This window comes from Cellulophaga baltica 18 (assembly GCF_000468615.2).
Lineage (GTDB): Bacteria > Bacteroidota > Bacteroidia > Flavobacteriales > Flavobacteriaceae > Cellulophaga > Cellulophaga baltica.
The window spans coordinates 1,422,435-1,442,539 of record NZ_CP009976.1; the positions used below are offsets into that span (position 1 = coordinate 1,422,435).

Genomic DNA, 20,105 nt, shown 5'->3' on the forward strand with positions numbered 1-20,105 from the left:
GTTTTAAACATCTTCACGTCCAATACAATAGCACTAAAAAAATAAGACAATGGAAATAAATATATGGTCAGACATTAGATGTCCTTTTTGCTATATCGGCAAAAGAAAATTTGAAGCCGCTTTGGTAAATTTTCCTCATAAAGACCAGATAACGGTTCACTGGAAAAGCTTTGAGTTAGACCCTAATTTAGAAACAAAGCCGGAGGTTGATTATACCGAATATTTTATAGAGCATAAGAATGTAGACAGAGACAGTGCTTTGGGTATGTTTAATAATGTAACGACTATGGCTCGTGAGGTTGGATTAGCTTTTAATATAAAAGATGGGGTCATTGCTAATTCTTTAAATGCTCATAGATTATTGCATTATGCAAAGAAAGAAGGATATGCAGATGCGACTAAAGAAGCTTTGTTAAAAGCACAGCTCGTAGATGCTGAAAATATAGACGATAAAGAACACCTTATTGCATTGGCAAAAGCGATAGGAATGGATGGTGATGCGGTAAGGGAAATGCTTAATTCTGATGACTACACCTATGAAGTGAGACAGGATGAACTAGAGGCTAGGAATCTAGGAATTAATGGAGTGCCGTTTTTTGTTTTAGATCATAAATATGGTATTTCAGGAGCACAACCTACAGAAGTTTTTGCTGAGGCTTTAGACCAAGCATGGAAAAAACACAATGAAGAGAAACTTACTATTTTACCTGTTGGTGAAACTGGTGGTTCTTGTGATGTTGATGGTAATTGTAGTTAAGTGTTTTTATGTTTAGGTGAAAAAGGCTTGGGGTTTTCTCCAAGCCTTTTTTTAGTTTATTATTTTAACTCCCAACCTTTACGGTAATTTCCTTTGATCCATTCATTGGCTTTGTCATAATTAGTGACCCGCATTTGCGCACCATCCCATAAAATTTTTCTTCTTCCAGGGTAAGCAAATGGTTCCCAGTCACCAATTTTTTTACCGGGAATTAACTCCTTGTATTGGTAAGCTTTAATGGCTAAGTTGCCCATTAAAACGGCCTCTGTCAAGGGTCCAGATTTTGCAAAATCTGATGAGGTGGGTGTGCCTTCTATGCATCCATTTACAAAATTCATCGCATGACCTGCAGTATCACCTTCTATTCGGGCTAATGTGGGTTTTGGAGGATTAAACATGCGCATGGTTTCAGACGGTAATAATCTGGCATTTCTAGAATACGTATCCGTAACTAAGATGCCTTTGGTACCGTAAAAAATGCTTCCACCCCCATTATCACCAATAGTTTCTCCAGTTTTTAATTCATCTGGTAGGTCTGGCTTTAGTCCGCCATCATACCAATTCAATGCAATATCACCGTGTGCTTCTGTATTAAACTTTAAGCGTACGATAGATGATGCAGGACAAGATTGGTGGTAATCTGCTTCTATAAAATCTCCTACCCAATTAGTGGTACAACTGGCTTCTGCTTCTGTGGGATATCCTAATCCTAATGTGCTAAACGGGGTTTCCATAATATGGCAGCCCATATCTCCTAAAGCTCCAGTGCCAAAATCCCACCAGCCGCGCCATTTGAAAGGCAAGTATCCCGAATAAAAAGGTCTGTCTGCGGCAGGGCCTAGCCATAGATCCCAATCTAATTCTTTTGGGATGGGGTCTCCTCCTTTTGGCAAGGGTATTCCTTGTGGCCAAACGGGTCTGTTGGTCCAGCAATCTACTTTGTGTATTTTGCCAATGAATCCAGAATCTATCCATTCTTTTGCTTGTCTACTACCATCACTAGAAGCGCCTTGGTTTCCCATTTGGCTAACGATACCGTTTTCTTTAGCAACTGTGGTCATTAGACGCGCTTCATGAATGTTATGGGTAAGTGGCTTTTCTACATAGGCGTGCTTTTTTGCGCGCATAAAAGGTAGGGCTATTGTGGCATGGGTATGATCTGGTGTGGCCACCATGATGGCGTCAATATCATTTAGATGCTTGTCATAAACAGTTCTAAAATCTTTGTATAATTTTGCTTTCGGATGTAGTTTTTGGCTGTCTTTGACTTGGCGGTAATCTACATCGGCATACGCAACAAATTTTACTTTTTTAGTATTGGTTAAGTCGTTAATGACACCGCCACCTCTACCTCCAATTCCAAAACCGGCCATGTAAAGGGTGTCACTTGGTGGAATGTGATTTTTACCTAAAACAAAACTAGGTACAATGGAGAATGCAGCGGTTGTTGCAGCGGCATTTTTAATGAATTTTCTTCTTTGCATAATAAGTTAGTTTGAGTATGTGTATTAAAAATACACGATATTTTGCTAATTATGCAATTTGTAAATGCGAGATATGAATAAAATTAGATTTTAGATCTATTTATTGATAAGATTGTATTTGAGGTTAAAGCGATTGCGGATTCCATTCATGAGAAAATTGCTCTAAGTAATCTAACATAAACTGATGTCGCTGCTCTGCAAGGATTTTCCCATTTTTGGTATTCATCTTATCTTTTAAAAGCAATAATTTCTCGTAAAAATGATTTATGGTAGGCGCACTAGATTTTTTGTATTCTTCTTTGGTCATATGTAAATTAGGAGGAATATCAGGATTATAAATTTCCCTGTTTTTAAACCCACCATAGTTAAATGTTCTGGCAATACCTATGGCTCCAATAGCATCTAAACGATCTGCGTCTTGAATGATGTCCAATTCCTTAGAAGAGAATTTTACGCCGCCTTTTTCTAAAGTTTTTTTAAAGGAAATATTGTCTATAATTTGTACCACATGCTTTGTAATAGCCTTGTCAACTCCTAAAGAGTCAAGGAACTCTTTGGCAAGTTTAGGACCAATTGTCTCATCGCCATCGTGAAATTTTGCATCAGCAATATCATGGAGTAGGGCCCCAAGGCTCACCACCAAAATATCAATGTCTTTTTCATCCTTAGCAATTAATAATGAGTTTCTAAATACGCGCTGAATATGAAACCAATCATGTCCGCCTTCTGCGCCTTGTAACGTTTCTTTTACAAAAGCAATAGTTTCTTCTACAATAGTGGTGTTGGTCATTTAAATATGTACTCCTGTGGTTATTACTTTTTCTATTTGTACGATTAGTTCATCAAGATTTCCTGTGTTTTCTAAAGGTTGATGTACATCTAAGGTAATATGACTTCCCAATCCGTTAGGAAATTTTCCGTAACGAAGGGTTTTCCAAGAGTTGTTAATGCTAATAGGAACGATCAATGCGGAAGGTGCATTTTTCATTAGTAATTTTAATCCTGTAGTTTGGAAAGGTTTAGGATGTCCTGTTCTGCTCCTTGTTCCTTCGGGGAAAATTACGGCACTTCTTTGATGAGTTTCTATGTACTTTCCTAATTTTATAATCTGACTAAGTGCTTGCTTGCTATCCTTTCGGTCTATTAAAACAGAACCCCCGTGAACTAGATTGTAAGAGACACTAGGAATTCCTTTTCCTAGCTCTATTTTACTAACAAATTTTGGATGATTCTTTCGAAAATACCAAATTAAAGGTGGAATGTCTAGCATGCTTTGATGGTTTGCTACCAGAATTAATGAACGATCTGTTGGCAGTGTGTAGGGGTTATTAAAGCTATACCTTGTTCCAATAATATGAGAACATTTCATTAAACTAAAGTTCAGAACACTTACCACTCTTTTAAGCCCCGGATAACCAAACAGGTTATTAGCGAGCCACTGTATGGGGTGAAAAAATAAAAGTGTCAACCCAAAACAAACGAGGTAGAGTGCACTTAACGGATATGCCAGAATTTTTTGCATGGTACAAAAATAAAAAACCGCTCTATATAGAACGGTTTTTCAAATAAAATTTTATTGTTTCATTTAAAATGCAGGAATAAACCGCATTTTAAAATTAACAGAATTCGTTATAAGCAGCCATTAAATTATCTGCAATAACTTCTGCTGGTCTACCTTCAATATGGTGACGCTCAATCATATGAACCAATTCGCCATCTTTAAATAATGCCATACATGGTGATGATGGAGGAAAAGGAACCATTAAGCTTCTTGCTTTATCAACAGCGTCAAAATCTACACCAGCAAAAACCGTTACAATATGATCTGGTTTCTTACTATTGGTTAAGCTAAATTTTGCTGCTGGTCTTGCGTTAGCTGCGGCGCAACCACAAACAGAATTTACAACTACTAATGTTGTGCCTTCTGCATTAACAGCTTTTTCAACTGCTTCAGCGGTATGTAATTCTTCAAACCCAGCAGATGCTAGGTCTTCTCTCATCGGTTTTACTAATTCTGCAGGATACATAGTCTTATTTTTTAATCTATTTATATAATTATTCAAAGATAACCAATTTGTCGTAGTTCTTCTTAACTCCTTAACTTTTCATTACAGCATTTTTTGTAATGGAAAATTATATCTTTGGCCTAAATTTTTGAAAGCATGAAGTGGATTTTTCTTATCGTTATATTTTATATCCTTCGAAAAGTATTCAGTAAAACTAAAATAACAACTTTTTCTACAACTTCTAAAACGGTTAGTCCTGCAGATTTTGAACTTAATTTACTTTCGCTTTGTTCCATCGTAATTAAAGCAGATGGTAAGGTGAGTCCGAGTGAAATGGAGTATGTGCAACGTTACTTTGTGGCTACCTATGGAAAAGATAAAGCCAATGCCATTTTTAGAACATTTAATGATGTGATAAAAAAAAGAGAGGTATCTGCACAACGTATCTGTGATTACATGAATCAAAGAACGCGTGTAGAGGTGCGGTTACAATTAATTCACTTTCTTTTCTCTATTGCACAAGCAGATGGTAATGTAAGTGGGGCAGAAGTAAGTAAAATTCAAGAAATTGCTGGTTATTTACGAATTGGCGGTAATGAGTTTGAGAGTATCAAGGCTATGTTTATCAAATCTGCAGACAATGCATATAAGATTTTAGAAATAGAAAAGTCTGCTACAGATGATGATGTTAAAAAGGCCTATAGAACTATGGCTAAAAAATACCATCCAGATCGGGTGATTACAGATGATCAAGCGATTAAAAAAGGGGCAGAAGAAAAATTTAAAGAAGTGCAAATGGCCTACGAAACAATTCAAAAAGAACGTGGCCTTAACTAATGAATAGCTAGGAATAGCCTAAGGAAAAATCTTAAAAAGGTATAATGAAATAACCTAGTGCCTTTTTTAGTTGAGTTCTTTTATGTCTCAAATCTGTAAGTATTAAAAAGTAAAAATTGTAATTTCGCCGCTTATTAAGATGTGGTTATGGGAGATTTTTGGTTTTATATTAAAATGGGATTAGAGCATGTATTAGACCTTTCTGCTTATGATCATATTTTATTTCTGGCAGCGCTCACCATTCCTTTTAGCTTTAAGAGTTGGAAAAAAGTATTGCTTTTAGCATCAATTTTTACAGCAACACATTGCTTGTCTTTGGCATTATCTACTTATGAAATACTAGTTGTAGATGTAGGTTTTATAGAGTTTTTAATTCCTGTGACCATTTTTATTACTGCTGTTTTTAATTTAGTATATGTAAAAGCAGATGTGCAGCACAAAAGCATGTTTTTGCATAGTATAGCAACGGCTTGTTTTGGATTAATTCACGGATTTGGATTTTCAAACTATTTTAAAATGCTAATGGCAGAGGAAGAAGATAAAATAACACCCCTGCTGGGTTTTGCATTTGGTATAGAGCTTTCACAATTAGTAATTGTTATTTCCGTTTTAATAGTAGCTTGGCTAATGCAGAATGTGCTCAAGGTAAAGCAGTCAATATATATTATAATCGCTTCTATTGCCGTACTTTTAATCACAATTCCAATGTTGGTAGCTACTTTCCCTTTTTGATTTTCACTTAAAATTAACCCTTTGTGGTTGTAGAGATAGCGCAAAGCAGGTATCTTAGTACTTTATTTAAATAGCCTTTACCGCATTTATGAAAGATAGCAAACAAAAAAAATACGATAAGGCCTACCTTAGAATGGCTAGTGAGTGGGGAAAATTATCTTTCTGTAAAAGAAAACAAGTTGGAGCTATAATCGTAAAAGACAGGATGATTATTTCCGATGGATATAATGGCACCCCGACTGGTTTTGAAAATCATTGTGAAGATGAAGAGGGGTATACAAAATGGTATGTGTTACATGCTGAAGCTAATGCAATCTCTAAAGTAGCCTCATCTACACAGTCTTGCAATGGCGCTACATTATACATTACTTTATCACCTTGTAAGGAGTGTAGTAAGTTAATACATCAATCTGGCATAAAACGTGTTGTATATCAAAATGGATATAAAGACGATTCTGGGCTTCAATTTTTACAAAAAGCAGGAGTAGAATTAGTTCATTTGTCTGAAATTAAAGAAAATATATCCTAAGTAATCACGCACTAAATGAAGAATAAACAACAGTATTTATGGCCTATTATAGTAGCCGGATCCCTTGCAATAGGTGTTTTTGTTGGTGGAAAACTTCATTTTAACGACTCTCCAGAGAAACTATTTTCAACCAATTCAAAAAAAGATAAGCTAAACAGGTTAATAGATTATATTGATTACGAGTACGTTGACGAGATAAATACAGATAGTATTGTTGATGTTGCTGTAAATAATATTCTAGATAAATTAGATCCGCACTCTGTTTATATTCCTAAAAAAGATATGGCTAAAGTATCTGAGAGTATGAAAGGTGATTTCGTAGGAATCGGAGTGAGCTTTTTTATGGAAAAAGATACTATTTCTGTAGTGAGAACTATAGAAGATGGACCCAGTTTTAATAAAGGCATAAAACCAGGGGATCGTATTTTAATGGCAGATAATGACACCTTGTTTGGAAAAGACATTCCGAATGAAGTTATTATTGAAAAACTCAAAGGAAAGAGAGGAACTTCCGTAAAGCTTAAAATTTACCGTAAGCAAGACGATAAAACATTTTCTATCACCATAAAGCGAGGCAATATACCTTTAAAGAGTGTAGAAGCCGCTTATATGCTAGAAGGTGATATTGCGTATATAAAAGTAAATAGGTTTGCAGAATCTACCTTCAAAGAGTTTAAGCAAGCATTAGGGAAGTTACAGCAACAAGGGGCTAAGAAACTAGTGTTAGACTTGCGAGATAATCCTGGGGGATACTTAGGTATTGCAGAGCAAATGGCCGATGAGTTTTTGGTAGATGGTAAATTAATTTTATTTACTAAAAATAAAAAAGGAGAAATAGATAAAGCGTTTGCAACCGATAAAGGAAGTTTTGAAAATAAGCCTATTTATGTGCTGATTAATGAGCGTTCCGCATCTGCTAGTGAAATTATTGCAGGGGCGTTGCAAGACAATGATGTGGGGACTATAGTAGGGAGAAGATCTTTTGGAAAAGGCTTAGTGCAAAGAGAAATGGAATTAGGTGATGGTTCTGCAGTGCGTTTAACCATTTCTAGATATTATACCCCTACAGGGCGTTCTATTCAAAAAGATTATACCAAAGGACATAAAGATTACTATCAGAAATTTACAGATCGTTATTCAAGTGGTGAGTTGGTATCTGTAGATAGTATTAAAGTGGCCGATTCTTTGAAATTTACAACCCCTAAAGGGAAAGTAGTATATGGCGGCGGCGGTATTATTCCAGACGTTTTTGTGCCTATAGGAGATTATGATGAAGAAACTATTTCTTCTTTAGAAAGTGTAGGCATCTTATCTAGGTTTGCATTTACTCATTTAGAAGAAGATAGAAGGCGTTATAAGGATTATACCGAAGATCAGTTTATCAAAAACTTTAAGGTAGATGATATCCTATTTCAGAAATTTGTGGATTATATGGTTCAATTTGGTGCACAAGGATATAATGCTTTTAATTATAAAGATTTTGAAGGCAAAATAAAACTGTATATCAAAGCATCTATTGCAGAGCAAATATTTAATCCTAATGCATACGCTATCATAAAAGGACAAGATGATAGTATGCTTCTTAAGGTATTAGATTTGGATAACCCAAATAGAAATTTAAATCAGGAGGAAAGAGTAGAAGCGGTAAACTAATTGCCTTCTACTTTTTGCTGAATTTTCTTAGACATCATAAAGATTACAATTAAAACAATAGCGCAAAGTGCTGCCACGATTCCTATAAGCGCAATAACGCTGTCTCCTTGTAGTGGGTTATTAAAATCTATAACGGTTGCATTATAAACAATTAAGGCAACAGCTATAACGATCAATACAATACTTACGATTTTAGTCATGTTTCAGAATTTTGAAATTTATTTAAAAAAGTTCATTAATATTCGCTGCGAATAATTTTACGGCAATGGCCAGTAAGATAACACCAAAAACTTTTCTGATGACACTTAATCCTGTTTGTCCTAGTAGTTTTTCAATTCTCTTAGAAGATTTCAAGACTAAGTATACAAAGATAATGTTGATGATAATAGCAACTATGATGTTCTCTACAAAATATTCTGCACGTAATGATAAGATGGATGTCATAGTACCGGCACCTGCTATTAACGGAAAAGCAATAGGTACGATAGAAGCGCTTTCTGGAGCATCATCTCGGTAAAGTGTAATCCCTAAAATCATTTCTATAGCTAGGAAGAAGATAATGAAAGAACCAGCAACGGCGAAGGAGTTTACATCTATTCCAATTAAATTTAGGATCTCATCTCCAATAAAAAGAAAAGCTACCATGATAATAGCCGCAACAATAGAGGCTTTTTCAGATTGTATATGACCTACTTTATTTCGTAAACCTATAATAATTGGGATGCTTCCTAATATATCAATGACAGCAAACAGAACCATTGTTGCTGTAGCAATTTCTTTAAAATCGAAATGAAATTCCATAACTTAAAAATATGTGCAAATTTACGGTTTAAATCAAGTATTAGCCGTTTTAATACAAAATAAATCAAGATAAGGGTATCTTTGAGCTTTTAAATACAGTTATGTTTCAAATAGGAAAAACTTTAGTCTCTGAAGAAATAATAGATAACGATTTTGTCTGTAATCTAACCGCTTGCAAAGGTGCTTGCTGTGTAGATGGTGATGCTGGTGCACCACTGGAAGACAAGGAAACCGAAATACTGGTTGATATTTATCAAAAAGTAAAACCTTTTTTAAGGGCAGAAGGTATCGCTGTCATAGAAGAAGAGGGGGCTTTTGTAAAAGGTGAAGATGGTGAATGGGAAACTCCATTGGTAAATGGTAGCGAGTGTGCTTATGTTGTTTTTTCAGATAACGGTACTGCTAAATGTGGTTTAGAAGATGCGTATAATGCAGGGGTTACTGATTGGAAGAAGCCAGTTTCTTGTCATATGTATCCAGTGCGTATCCGTGAGTATACGGAGTTTACGGCTGTAAATTATCATAAATGGCATATTTGTGACCCTGCTTGTTCTTTAGGGGAAGAATTAAAAGTGCCTGTTTATAAATTTTTGAAAGAAGCTTTAATTCGAAAATTTGGAGAACAATGGTATACAGAGCTAGAACTTGCAGCAGCTGAACATACTAAATAGTAGGTATGGAAACAATGACCTTGGTGCCGGCAGGATTTTTTTGGTCATCATAAAGGTCAATAATCTGAACCTCAAAAGTATTCTGGAAGTCTTTAGAGAAATTGGCTAAACGCTCTTTTGTAATATCGATACCTATAGATTTTCTTTTGAGCACTTTATTTTCTTTTATAACTTCTGCGGCGGCACGCCCTATACCGTTGTCTGTTATCGCTATGGTAGTGAAATAATCATTCTCTTGTTTTATTTCTATAACAATGCTCTTATTCTCTTCTCTAGTGGAAAGGCCGTGCCATATAGCATTTTCTAAAAAGGGTTGCAGGATCAAAGAAGGTATTTTAATGTCATTAGCATCAATACCATCGTCTATTTTTATCTGAAAATCTATTTCATTAGAGAATCTAATATTCTCAATATTCATATAGAGTTCAATAGTCTCTAGTTCTTCGGCTAATGATATTTCTTTTAAGGAAGAGGCTTCTAGTATCTTACGTACTAATTTAGAAAATTTGTTGAGGTAGTAAACTGCATTTTTCTTTTCATTGTTAATAATATAAAGTTTGATGGAATTTAGGGAATTAAATAAAAAGTGGGGATTCATTTGACTTCGAAGCATACTTTGCTCCAAAGTCAGTAGTTTTTTTTCATTTTTGAGCTGAAATTGGCGGTATAAGATGTAAAGTATTAAAGAGGTAAGAGCAAGTAAAAGGGTACTTATTAATAAGGTGTTTTCGTTTTTTCTTAACTTGAGTCTTACAAGTTCATTCTCGCGAGCAAGCGCTTCAATTTGGTTGTTTTTCTTTTCAGTATCATATCGGAACAAAACGTCATTCACATACCTAACATTGGTTTCATTGGTAATGGCATCTTCTATTTCCTTTGATTTTTTGTAGAAGGTCAAGGCTTTCTCAAAATCGCCTTTTTTAATGTAAAGATTAGAAAGATGATTATAGCCAATGGTTTGAGAGCGGGGCAGATCATACTTAACAGATAAGCGTATACCTTCGATTAAATTTTCTTCAGATTCTTCATAGGCTCCTAGCTCCATCTGCGCCCAACCTAAATTTATAAACACCGAAGAGCTTATGAATTTATCACCTAAAGCTATAGATTTAGATAAGGTGGTTTCTAAAATTTGTCTGGCTTTTAAAGTTTTGTGCTGCTTTATAAAAACTTGCGCGATACTATTATTACAGATAATGCGGCCCATTTCATTATCCATCTCTTCATTAAATGCCAAAGATTTTCTGTAGTAATTTAAAGCGCTTTTTAAATCTCCAAGTTCTTCATAGCATTCTCCAATATTTTGGTTGTTAATAGCTTGCCCTAGTTTGTTATGGAGTTCTTCTTCTAAAAGCAAAGATTTTTCAAAAATTTCAATAGCAACTTTATATTGCTTCAGGTTTTGGTAAATGTTTCCAATGCCATTTAAAGATACATTTTTACTGTGTTTTAAGCCTTCCGTTAGAACTGGGGCCGATTCTGCCAATTCTATGGCTTCTTGCGCGTAATCTAAAGCTGTTTTTACAGCGTCAATACGCCTGTATACAACGCTTAACATGTTTAGACTGTACACCTTGAGTTCTAAGTTGTTTGATTTTTTGGCGAGCTCTAGTGCTTCTTTATGGTATTCAATTGCTTGGTTAAATTTTGAAATGTTGCGGTAGCTTGTCCCTATTTGATTTAGAGCGTAAACTTGCCCGTCTAAATATTTTTTTTTGGAGGCGCTATTTGCAAAATATAACATTAACAAGGTGTCTTTCCGGCTAGGCCTTAAGGCTTTGTCTATGCTTCTATACTCTGATGGTGCTTTTGCAATCAGGCTATCGGTTGTATGGATGAATTTTTCTGGAATATTTTGGCTGTAAGCATAAAAAGATGAGCATGTAAATAAAAAGCATGCTATACTAAAAATACTCCAAGAATAAGAACGAAAGGATTTAGGTTTGGTTTTTTTTGTCCCCTGCATAAAATCATGTTATATTAAATCTAAGAAGTCTGATTTCTTCTGTCTTGAGACTGGTATTTTGTGGTTAGATTCTAGTATAATATAGCCGTCAGTTTTAATAAATTCTTTAATTTTATTTAAGTTAATGATATAAGAATTGTGAATTCTGTAAAAACATTCGCTTGGTAGAATTTCATTAACTTCTTTTAGTTTTTTGGTGAGCACAATTTTATGACCGTCGGTAAGGTAAATGGTGCTGTAGTTGCCGTCAGACTCCACATATAAAATTTGATCACTCTGTAAGAAAACAAGTTTTCCATCCGTATTAATGGTAATTTTCTTTTGAAGCGATGTGGCGTTAAAATTTAGTAAGATTTTTTCTAATTTTTCACTAGTAATTGTCCTGGCATTAAATTTTTTAATCTTTGCAATGGTGTCACTTAAATCATCGGAGTCTATCGGTTTTAAAAGATAATCTATAGCCTCGTGTTTCATCGCTTTAATAGCGTATTGGTTGTAAGCTGTAGTAATAACTACGGGGAACTCCTTGTTTTTTAATTTTTGGATAAATTGAAAACCGTCCATAGTAGGCATTTCAATGTCTAAAAAAAGACAATCTGGGGTGTTTTCTTTTTTTTCAAGGTATTCTAGTGCCTCAATGGGGTTTGTAAAAGACGCCACAACTTCAATCTCATCACTAAAATTCGTTAGCTCCCAAGTTAGACTTTGGAGGGCTTTAATTTCATCATCAACAATTACGGCTTCGAGCATAGGATCTTAAATGTAATCAAAAATACGAGTAAATTCATTTGTTGGCTACCCTTAATGTATCAATGGTGTATTTTTAAGTACATATGGATAAAATGTTTTCATCATGCTTTGTCTTAAATCTTTGAAGGTATTTCAATAGCTATTGTTATTTATAGTCTTGTAAATAGCCTAAAATGTTAAATATACCATTTATACAGTTTTCTTCACCATTGGTACATTACAGATTAGAAGGGTCTGTAATTGTCATAATTTAGTCCTGTTGTTTAATAAAACGAAGTCCCCCTTAAAGATGGTTCATCATCTTTATTCGGTTCATTGAATTTGATAGAAAATTTATAAGCGTTCCATTAAAAAACAGAAATCATGCAAAAATCATTTATTCTATTTGTAGTGTTAATTATAGTTATAACGGTAGCGGCATTAATAGAGCGAGAACTCAATTATGATCAGAATGATGATTATGCGGCTTTGACAAGTGAACAAATTAAAAAACAATAAAGGGTGTTACTAGTAAACTATTTACGGCGTAGTATTTCCAACTTCAAATTAGTTGCAGGTGGTTTGTTTGCGCTGGTATTGCTGACCTCTTACCTTCCAGATGCTACATTAGATAGTAGCGCTTTTGTAAGCAATTCAGAATATGTATTAAAAACTAGCGGGCACTATACCAATGAAGTGTCTGGTGAAATGACTTTTAAGACCACTTCCAAGAAAAATAGCCTTGGAGAGAATTTTATAACACTTACGGCGGAAGTGAAAGATGTAGAAGATAGCATGTTTTCATTTTTAATATCTCAGAAATTGGAGAGTGATACGATAGAGAAAGGGGTGTATAAAATCACCTATAATAATGAAGGCTCTGTATATAGGGAAGAAGGAGCTTTAGGCTTTTTTAATATTTTAAATTCTAATGAATTGCCCTACTACGCGACTGACGGAAAAATAATTATTTCTAAAATTAATGAGAATAATATCAAAGGTTTTGTACATTTAACCTTAGAAAATTTTCGAAATAATAAAATTTTAATTTCCGGCAATTTTAATGCTAATGTAATAAAGGAATAAAAGTAAACTGTCAGACCATAGTGCTACTCTATTAATGCATATGAATAGTTAGAATATGTGTTGCTGCAAATGCGGCGGAAGGACATTATTTATGACGACAATTAATTATAAAACTGAGTTTTTAATTCTGTTCTAGTTAGGTTTTTAGGTTTCGGGGGGAACTTCCTAAACCAACAAGTAATTTTTTGTTGTAAAATAAGGTCATAGGAGTAGCTAGGTTAGGCAGGATTTTATAGAAACCTACGGGTTTTAGAAATAGACCAAAGAGTATGTTTTTTTAAATACTTTTCGGTCTTTTTTTATGGAGGATACTCTTGTTGAATTATTGATTTTTTTTTGAAGAAAGCTAAAGCCTGTCTAAGCTCAACAAACATCACTTCTAAGAGTACATTTCAACAATCTGTGTTAAAAACTTTGTGTTAGAAAAGAGTAAACTTCCTTTCTTTACAGCCGATTATTTCCAATCTTTGTTAACCTGTCTCGTGAGTTTTTCCACTTACGAATTTTTAATTAGAAATAGAAGAAATATATGTCAGCAATAGAGCCAATCTTGCAAGAGAATAAAGATAGATTTGTAATTTTTCCAATCCAACATAATGATTTATGGGAATGGTATAAAAAGCAAGAAGCTTGTATCTGGACGGCGGAAGAAATTGATTTAAGTGAAGATGCTAACGATTGGAATAATAAGTTAAATGATGATGAGCGCTATTTTATAAAACACATTTTAGCCTTTTTTGCAGCATCTGACGGTATTGTAAATGAGAATTTAGCAGAGAACTTTGTAAATGAAGTTCAATATTCTGAAGCTAAGTTCTTCTACGGTTTTCAAATAATGATGGAGAACATCCATTCGGAAACCTATTCTTTATTGATTGATACGTATGTTAAAGATGAAAAAGAAAAAACAGTTCTTTTTCAGGCGATAGAAAACTTCCCTGCAATTAAGAAAAAAGCAGATTGGGCCTTAAAGTGGATAGATTCTCCAAGTTTTGCAGAGCGTTTAATTGCGTTTGCAGCAGTAGAAGGTATTTTCTTTTCTGGATCTTTTTGTTCTATTTTCTGGTTGAAGAAAAGAGGCTTAATGCCAGGATTAACATTCTCCAACGAGTTAATCTCTCGTGATGAAGGAATGCACTGTGATTTTGCAGTACACCTTCATAACAAACATATTGTAAATAAAGTGCCTAAAGAGCGTATTACAGAGATTCTTGTAGATGCTTTAAATATTGAGAGAGAATTTATTACAGAATCATTACCAGCTAGCCTAATTGGAATGAATTCTAAATTAATGACCCAATATCTTGAATTTGTAACCGATAGATTATTGGTAGAATTAGAGTGCGATAAAGTTTATAACTCAACCAATCCATTTGATTTTATGGATATGATTGGTATGGAAGGTAAAACTAATTTCTTTGAAAAAAGAGTTTCGGAGTATCAAAAAGCCGGCGTTTTAAATAACGATAAAGATGGTGATTCTCAGAAAATTAGCTTCGACGCAGATTTCTAAAAATAAACGATAAATTATCCTTAGTTCCGCAGCCTTTTCTTGCAGAACTAAGGAATTATAAACACCACTTGTTGTGCTTTGAAAAAGGCATGACCAGACCATTGTATCACTAAAAATAATTGTAGCCCATGTATGTACTAAAGAGAGACGGTAGAAAAGAACCAATGATGTTCGATAAGATTACGGCAAGAGTTCGTAAGCTTTGTTACGGACTAAATGAGCTAGTAGATCCTATAAAAGTTTCTATGAGAGTGATTGAAGGATTGTATGACGGAGTAACAACTTCAGAGCTAGATAATTTAGCAGCTGAAATTGCGGCTACCATGACTACTACACATCCGGACTTCGCTAAATTAGCAGCAAGAATATCCGTGTCTAACCTACATAAAAACACAAAGAAATCTTTCGCAGATACCATGAAAGATCTTTATGAATATGTAAACCCTAGAAATGGTAAAAAATCACCTTTATTATCTGATGAGGTGTTTAAAGTAATTTCTGAAAATGCAGAATTTTTAGATTCAACTATAATTTATAACCGAGATTTTGGCTACGACTATTTTGGTTTTAAAACTTTAGAACGTTCTTACTTATTAAAAATTAATGGGCAAATAGCAGAGCGTCCTCAACATATGTTAATGCGTGTATCTGTGGGGATACATTTAGATGATTTAGATGCTGTCGTTGAAACGTACGAATTAATGTCTAAAAAGTATTTTACACATGCTACGCCAACCCTGTTTAATTCAGGAACACCAAAGCCTCAAATGTCTTCTTGTTTCCTTTTAGCAATGAAAGATGATAGTATTGATGGTATTTATGACACCTTAAAGCAAACGGCAAAGATTTCTCAATCGGCGGGTGGTATAGGATTGTCTATTCATAATGTACGTGCTACAGGTTCTTATATTGCGGGAACTAACGGAACTTCGAACGGGATTGTACCGATGTTGCAGGTGTTTAATGATACCGCACGTTACGTAGATCAAGGTGGAGGAAAACGTAAGGGTAGTTTTGCTATCTATGTAGAGCCATGGCATGCAGATATCTATGAGTTTTTAGATCTTAAAAAGAATCATGGTAAAGAAGAAATGCGTGCTAGAGATTTATTCTATGCGATGTGGATTCCAGATTTATTCATGAGAAGAGTAGAGGCTAATGAAGAGTGGACCCTAATGTGTCCTAATGAATGTCCAGATTTATTTAAGCATCATAGTGATGTTTTTGAAGCAATGTATTTAAAATACGAAGCTGAAAATAAAGGTCGCAAAACAGTAAAAGCTAGAGAGCTTTGGGAAAAAATTCTTGAATCTCAAATAGAAACGGGTACACCTTATATGTTGTATAAAGATGCAGCAAACCGGAAGAGTAATCAGAAGAATTTAGGGACTATTCGATCTTCAAACTTATGTACTGAAATTATGGAGTATACTTCTCCAGATGAGGTTGCAGTATGTAACTTGGCATCTATTGCATTGCCAATGTTTATTAAGAATGGAGAGTTTGATCATAAAGAATTGTTTAAAGTTACCAAACGTGTAACAAGAAACTTAAATAAGGTTATTGATAGAAATTATTATCCAGTTAAAGAAGCAGAAAATTCTAACGTACGTCATAGACCAATTGGTTTAGGGGTGCAAGGTTTAGCAGATGCTTTTATAATGTTGCGTTTACCTTTTACCAGTGATGAGGCAAAGGCATTGAACCAAGAGATTTTTGAAACCTTATACTTTGCAGCAGTAACCGCTTCAATGGAAATGGCGAAAGAAGAAGGGCCATATTCTAGTTATGAAGGGTCTCCAATCTCTCAAGGAGAGTTTCAATACAACCTATGGGGTATAAAAGACGAAGAGCTTTCTGGTCGTTGGGACTGGGATAAACTTCGTAAAGAAGTGAAGAAAAACGGTGTGCGTAACTCTTTATTAGTAGCGCCAATGCCAACAGCTTCTACCTCTCAAATTTTAGGAAATAATGAATGTTTTGAGCCTTATACATCTAACATTTATACGAGAAGAGTATTGTCTGGTGAGTTCATTGTGGTAAACAAGCATTTATTAGAAGATTTAGTAAATCTTGGTTTATGGAATGAAAACTTAAAACAAGAGTTAATGAGAGCAAATGGTTCTATTCAACACATAGATATCATTCCTCAAGATATTAAAGAATTGTATAAAACAGTTTGGGAATTAAGTATGAAAGACATTATTGATATGTCTAGACAAAGAGGGTACTTTATTGACCAAAGCCAGTCTCTTAACTTATTTATGGAAGGTGCAAACTTTTCTAAGTTAACCTCTATGCATTTTTATGCTTGGAAGAGTGGTTTAAAAACGGGGATGTATTATTTAAGAACTAAATCTGCTGTAGATGCTATTAAGTTTACCTTAGATAATACCAAGAAGAAAGAAGTTCCAGTTAGTGTTGCTGCAGACGCAGAAACTGTAGCGGCGACACCAGTACTTAAGCCAGAGATTAAGGTGGCTGCCACTCCTGCGGTACAGCAGGAGGTAGATATTCAGCCAATGACGCCTCAGGAGATGAAAGAGATGATCGCAAGGGCTAAAGAAGGCCAAGCAGATGATGATTGTTTAATGTGTGGTTCTTAATAGCCCACATATAAGTACGAAAAAGCCCTTAGAAGTAATTCTAAGGGCTTTTTTTATGACTAGTGATAATGTGTGTTTATTTTTTAAAATAAGGCTTTAATACCGCCATTGATATAAAAGCAATGATATAGATCGATAAAAGTATATAGTGTTTTTCCATAGTCGTGCGTCATTGACAATCCTCTACTTTATATACGAGCCTTTATTCTGGCTTGGATTTTAATACATAGTTAAAAATGAGCAGGTTGCAAAAAGCCCTATGATTTTAGAAGTCTAAAATTATAGGGCTTTATTTATTTTAAAGGTGGTTTCTACTAGATAGACCAGGCTTTACCCCCAGTTAACTCTTGTAAATCTCCACAACCAATATATTCACCAGGTACCGGCAAGTAAGCTAAAACTTCTTCACCTACATATTCAGATGTTTTGTATCCCCAAATAACCATACCTCTTAAATTATTAGCAAAGGCAAATCTAGATACCGTGTCATCTAATTCTGGTGTTTCGCCGTTTTCAATAGCTTTATTGTAGGTATTAATCATTTTGAAGTTTTTAACCTCATCTTCCTTAGTTACTTTAAAAGCACTTGCTAATACAGGCTCTAAATCTTCAGCAGTTAAATCTGCAATAGTTTCTTTGCCAGAATCAGCTACTGCTTTGCTTAAGAATTTGCTCATAGACATTCTTAGGAAATTTTGTTCCTCTACTTCCATGATTTCTTTAGCAAATTTGTCTATAAATACATGAACATTTACTTCAGATGCAGAAGGTGTGTCTGTTTTAGGTAGAATAATGTCCACCAACTTATGTAATGCTGCACCTTCTTCTTTAGATAAAAAGTCCGGTGTCCATTCTACAGCAGTTTGCTCATTACAACTTTGTACTAAGCTTATTAATGTTGGGGTAGCTACCACATAACCAAGTGATAATCCTATGTTCTTGAGGGCGATTCTTCTATCCATTATAAGTTTCCTTTTTTAAGTTGTTCTGCGGCATGGTTTGCAGCTCTTGCAGTAAATGCCATATAGGTTAATGAAGGGTTTACACAACTAGCTGATGTCATGAAAGCACCATCGGTAACATAAACGTTAGGTACTGCATGTACTTGATTGTTTCCGTTTAGTACAGATGTCTTAGGATCTCTACCCATACGAGCAGTTCCCATTTCATGTATTCCTAATCCAAGAGCACCAGGCCTATCATAAGCCTTAACATCTCGTAGTCCAGCTTTTTCAAGCATTTCTACTGCTTGTTGTTTAATGTCTTCACGCATTTTCCATTCGTTCTCTTTGAATTCGGCATCAAAGACAACAGTAGGTAAGCCCCAACTATCTAAATTATCATAGTCAAGAGTCATTCTATTATCCTCGTAAGGTAAAACTTCTCCAAAGCCCATAATTCCCATATTCCATCCGCCAGGCTTCAAAATAGTTTCTTTTAAGTCTTTACCAAAAGATACTTCAGCAATAGATTCTTCCCAGTTTCCTCTGCTTGCGCCACCTTGATAACCAAAGCCTCTAATATAGTCTTTTCTGTCGGTATCGCCCCCAATGTTTCTAAAACGTGGTATGTAAACACCGTTTGGTTTACGGCCTTTATAGTACTTGTCTTCAAAACCATCAAACTTACCGTTAGCACCAACACCTAAATGGTGGTCCATGATGTTTCTTCCCAATTGGTCAGAATCATTTCCTAGTCCATTAGGGAAACGTTCTGATTTTGATTGTAGCAAAATTTGGGTAGAAGCCATTGATGAAGCGCATAAGAAAATAACTTTTGCCTTAAAAACAAGTTCTTCTTTTGTTAAACGGTCAATAACTTTAACTCCGATTGCTTTTTTGGTGGCATCATCATAAATAACTTCAGAAACAATAGAATCTGGACGTAAGGTTAAGTTTCCAGTATTCTCTGCAGCAGGCAGTGTAGAAGAATTTGAGCTAAAATAAGCGCCAAAAGGACACCCTCTAATACAACGGTTTCTAAATTGACATTTACTTCTGCCATCAAATTTCTTATCGCCTGTAATATGTGCAACACGACCAGCGGTAACAACTCTACCGTCAAAGTTTTCTGCTACCTTCTCTCTAAAGGTTTGTTCTACACAATTCAATTCCATCATAGGGCCAAATTGACCATCAGGTAATTGTTCTAATCCTAAATTTTCACCACTTACGCCTATGTAAGATTCTATTTTATCGTACCAAGGAGCAATATCTTTATAACGAACAGGCCAGTCTACTGCAATACCATCTTTTTTATTAGCTTCAAAATCAATATCACTCCAGCGGTAGCTATGACGACCCCACATAATAGATCTACCTCCTACGTGATAACCACGCATCCAGTCAAATCGTTTTGTTTCGCTATATGGGTGTTCTAAATCATTTACAAACCAGAAGTTGTGCGGTGCTTTAACAGTATACCCTGTTCTTGCTTGTTTAAGTTGTTTGTCTCGCTCTTCTTTAGGTAATTCTCCATTATTTGGAAAATCCCAATCATCCATATTTGCTGTTGGATAATCTTTAATATGTGTGACCATTTTTCCACGCTCCAAAACCAAAGTTTTAAGACCGTTTTCGCATAGTTCTTTAGCAGCCCATCCACCACTTATACCAGTACCAACAACAATCGCGTCATACGACTCTTGTTCTTCGTTGTAAAAAAATTTGCTCATGCAGTAAAATTGTTTATTTCGTAAATTTATTAAATATAAAATAAATTTTTTACATTTAAAC

Annotated in this window: 20 protein-coding genes; 10 read left to right on the forward strand and 10 right to left on the reverse strand. The window is 34.9% G+C overall.

Annotation, left to right across the window (positions count from 1 at the left end):
- Positions 1 to 49: 49 nt before the first annotated feature.
- Positions 50 to 757 carry a DsbA family oxidoreductase gene (locus M666_RS05995; RefSeq protein WP_029447353.1) on the forward strand — a complete coding sequence of 236 codons (708 nt, stop codon included), beginning with the start codon at positions 50 to 52 and terminating at the stop codon, positions 755 to 757.
- Between the two features lie 59 nt (positions 758 to 816).
- On the opposite strand, the gene M666_RS06000 is transcribed toward M666_RS05995, so the two are convergent.
- The 4 genes from M666_RS06000 to M666_RS06015 all read right to left on the reverse strand — a co-directional run bounded on the left by M666_RS06000 (position 817) and on the right by M666_RS06015 (position 4,268).
- Positions 817 to 2,241, reverse strand: coding sequence for a Gfo/Idh/MocA family protein (locus tag M666_RS06000; protein WP_029447352.1), 1,425 nt, complete (start codon positions 2,239 to 2,241; stop codon positions 817 to 819).
- A 124-nt stretch (positions 2,242 to 2,365) separates the two neighbouring features.
- Positions 2,366 to 3,031, reverse strand: a complete 666-nt coding sequence (locus tag M666_RS06005) for an HD domain-containing protein (RefSeq protein ID WP_029447351.1) — start codon at positions 3,029 to 3,031, stop codon at positions 2,366 to 2,368.
- The gene (locus tag M666_RS06010) at positions 3,032 to 3,763 is read right to left on the reverse strand and encodes a lysophospholipid acyltransferase family protein (protein ID WP_029447350.1); all 732 of its coding nucleotides are present in this window, start codon (positions 3,761 to 3,763) and stop codon (positions 3,032 to 3,034) included.
- A gap of 94 nt (positions 3,764 to 3,857) precedes the next feature.
- The gene (locus tag M666_RS06015) at positions 3,858 to 4,268 is read right to left on the reverse strand and encodes a BrxA/BrxB family bacilliredoxin (RefSeq protein ID WP_024482165.1); all 411 of its coding nucleotides are present in this window, start codon (positions 4,266 to 4,268) and stop codon (positions 3,858 to 3,860) included.
- A gap of 135 nt (positions 4,269 to 4,403) precedes the next feature.
- On the opposite strand from M666_RS06015, the gene M666_RS06020 reads away from it, so the two are divergent.
- From M666_RS06020 to M666_RS06035, 4 genes are all read left to right on the forward strand, one after another.
- Entirely contained in the window at positions 4,404 to 5,084 is a 681-nt protein-coding gene (locus tag M666_RS06020) for a tellurite resistance TerB family protein (protein WP_029447349.1), read from the forward strand.
- A gap of 147 nt (positions 5,085 to 5,231) precedes the next feature.
- Positions 5,232 to 5,816 carry a HupE/UreJ family protein gene (locus tag M666_RS06025; RefSeq protein WP_029447348.1) on the forward strand — a complete coding sequence of 195 codons (585 nt, stop codon included), beginning with the start codon at positions 5,232 to 5,234 and terminating at the stop codon, positions 5,814 to 5,816.
- An 88-nt stretch (positions 5,817 to 5,904) separates the two neighbouring features.
- Positions 5,905 to 6,345, forward strand: coding sequence for a deoxycytidylate deaminase (locus M666_RS06030; protein WP_024482162.1), 441 nt, complete (start codon positions 5,905 to 5,907; stop codon positions 6,343 to 6,345).
- A gap of 15 nt (positions 6,346 to 6,360) precedes the next feature.
- Positions 6,361 to 7,998, forward strand: coding sequence for a S41 family peptidase (locus tag M666_RS06035; protein WP_029447347.1), 1,638 nt, complete (start codon positions 6,361 to 6,363; stop codon positions 7,996 to 7,998).
- On the opposite strand, the gene M666_RS06040 is transcribed toward M666_RS06035, so the two are convergent.
- Positions 7,995 to 8,198, reverse strand: a complete 204-nt coding sequence (locus M666_RS06040; RefSeq protein ID WP_024482160.1) for a hypothetical protein — start codon at positions 8,196 to 8,198, stop codon at positions 7,995 to 7,997. The two genes, M666_RS06035 and M666_RS06040, sit on opposite strands and share 4 nt — an antisense overlap.
- Before the next feature lie 22 nt (positions 8,199 to 8,220).
- Positions 8,221 to 8,799, reverse strand: a complete 579-nt coding sequence (locus tag M666_RS06045; protein ID WP_024482159.1) for a MarC family protein — start codon at positions 8,797 to 8,799, stop codon at positions 8,221 to 8,223.
- A gap of 101 nt (positions 8,800 to 8,900) precedes the next feature.
- On the opposite strand from M666_RS06045, the gene M666_RS06050 reads away from it, so the two are divergent.
- The gene (locus M666_RS06050) at positions 8,901 to 9,470 is read left to right on the forward strand and encodes a DUF3109 family protein (RefSeq protein WP_024482158.1); all 570 of its coding nucleotides are present in this window, start codon (positions 8,901 to 8,903) and stop codon (positions 9,468 to 9,470) included.
- Here M666_RS06050 and M666_RS06055 read toward each other — a convergent pair.
- A complete protein-coding gene (locus tag M666_RS06055; RefSeq protein WP_226989956.1) occupies positions 9,463 to 11,214 on the reverse strand; it encodes a tetratricopeptide repeat-containing sensor histidine kinase in 1,752 nt (583 codons plus the stop codon). The genes M666_RS06050 and M666_RS06055 overlap by 8 nt on opposite strands.
- Positions 11,215 to 11,445: 231 nt before the next feature.
- Positions 11,446 to 12,186 (reverse strand): LytR/AlgR family response regulator transcription factor, encoded by a 741-nt coding sequence (locus M666_RS06060; protein WP_029447345.1) that lies wholly within the window; start codon positions 12,184 to 12,186, stop codon positions 11,446 to 11,448.
- 363 nt (positions 12,187 to 12,549) lie between these two features.
- Here M666_RS06060 and M666_RS20790 point away from each other — a divergent pair, with 363 nt between their 5' ends.
- The 4 genes from M666_RS20790 (at position 12,550) to M666_RS06075 (ending at position 17,370) form a co-directional block, all read left to right on the forward strand.
- On the forward strand, positions 12,550 to 12,684 hold the full coding sequence (locus M666_RS20790) for a hypothetical protein (protein ID WP_255352092.1): 135 nt from the start codon (positions 12,550 to 12,552) through the stop codon (positions 12,682 to 12,684).
- A gap of 3 nt (positions 12,685 to 12,687) precedes the next feature.
- The gene (locus M666_RS06065) at positions 12,688 to 13,251 is read left to right on the forward strand and encodes a hypothetical protein (RefSeq protein WP_024482155.1); all 564 of its coding nucleotides are present in this window, start codon (positions 12,688 to 12,690) and stop codon (positions 13,249 to 13,251) included.
- Between the two features lie 529 nt (positions 13,252 to 13,780).
- On the forward strand, positions 13,781 to 14,764 hold the full coding sequence (locus M666_RS06070) for a ribonucleotide-diphosphate reductase subunit beta (RefSeq protein WP_024482154.1): 984 nt from the start codon (positions 13,781 to 13,783) through the stop codon (positions 14,762 to 14,764).
- A 128-nt stretch (positions 14,765 to 14,892) separates the two neighbouring features.
- A complete protein-coding gene (locus M666_RS06075; RefSeq protein WP_029447344.1) occupies positions 14,893 to 17,370 on the forward strand; it encodes a ribonucleoside-diphosphate reductase subunit alpha in 2,478 nt (825 codons plus the stop codon).
- Positions 17,371 to 17,684: 314 nt separating this feature from the next.
- On the opposite strand, the gene M666_RS06080 is transcribed toward M666_RS06075, so the two are convergent.
- Positions 17,685 to 18,332: a gluconate 2-dehydrogenase subunit 3 family protein gene (locus M666_RS06080; RefSeq protein WP_029447343.1), complete on the reverse strand. Its 648-nt coding sequence runs from the start codon at positions 18,330 to 18,332 to the stop codon at positions 17,685 to 17,687.
- Positions 18,332 to 20,044, reverse strand: a complete 1,713-nt coding sequence (locus tag M666_RS06085; RefSeq protein ID WP_024482151.1) for a GMC oxidoreductase — start codon at positions 20,042 to 20,044, stop codon at positions 18,332 to 18,334. Before M666_RS06085 ends, M666_RS06080 begins: the two co-directional genes overlap by 1 nt.
- Positions 20,045 to 20,105 lie beyond the last annotated feature (61 nt).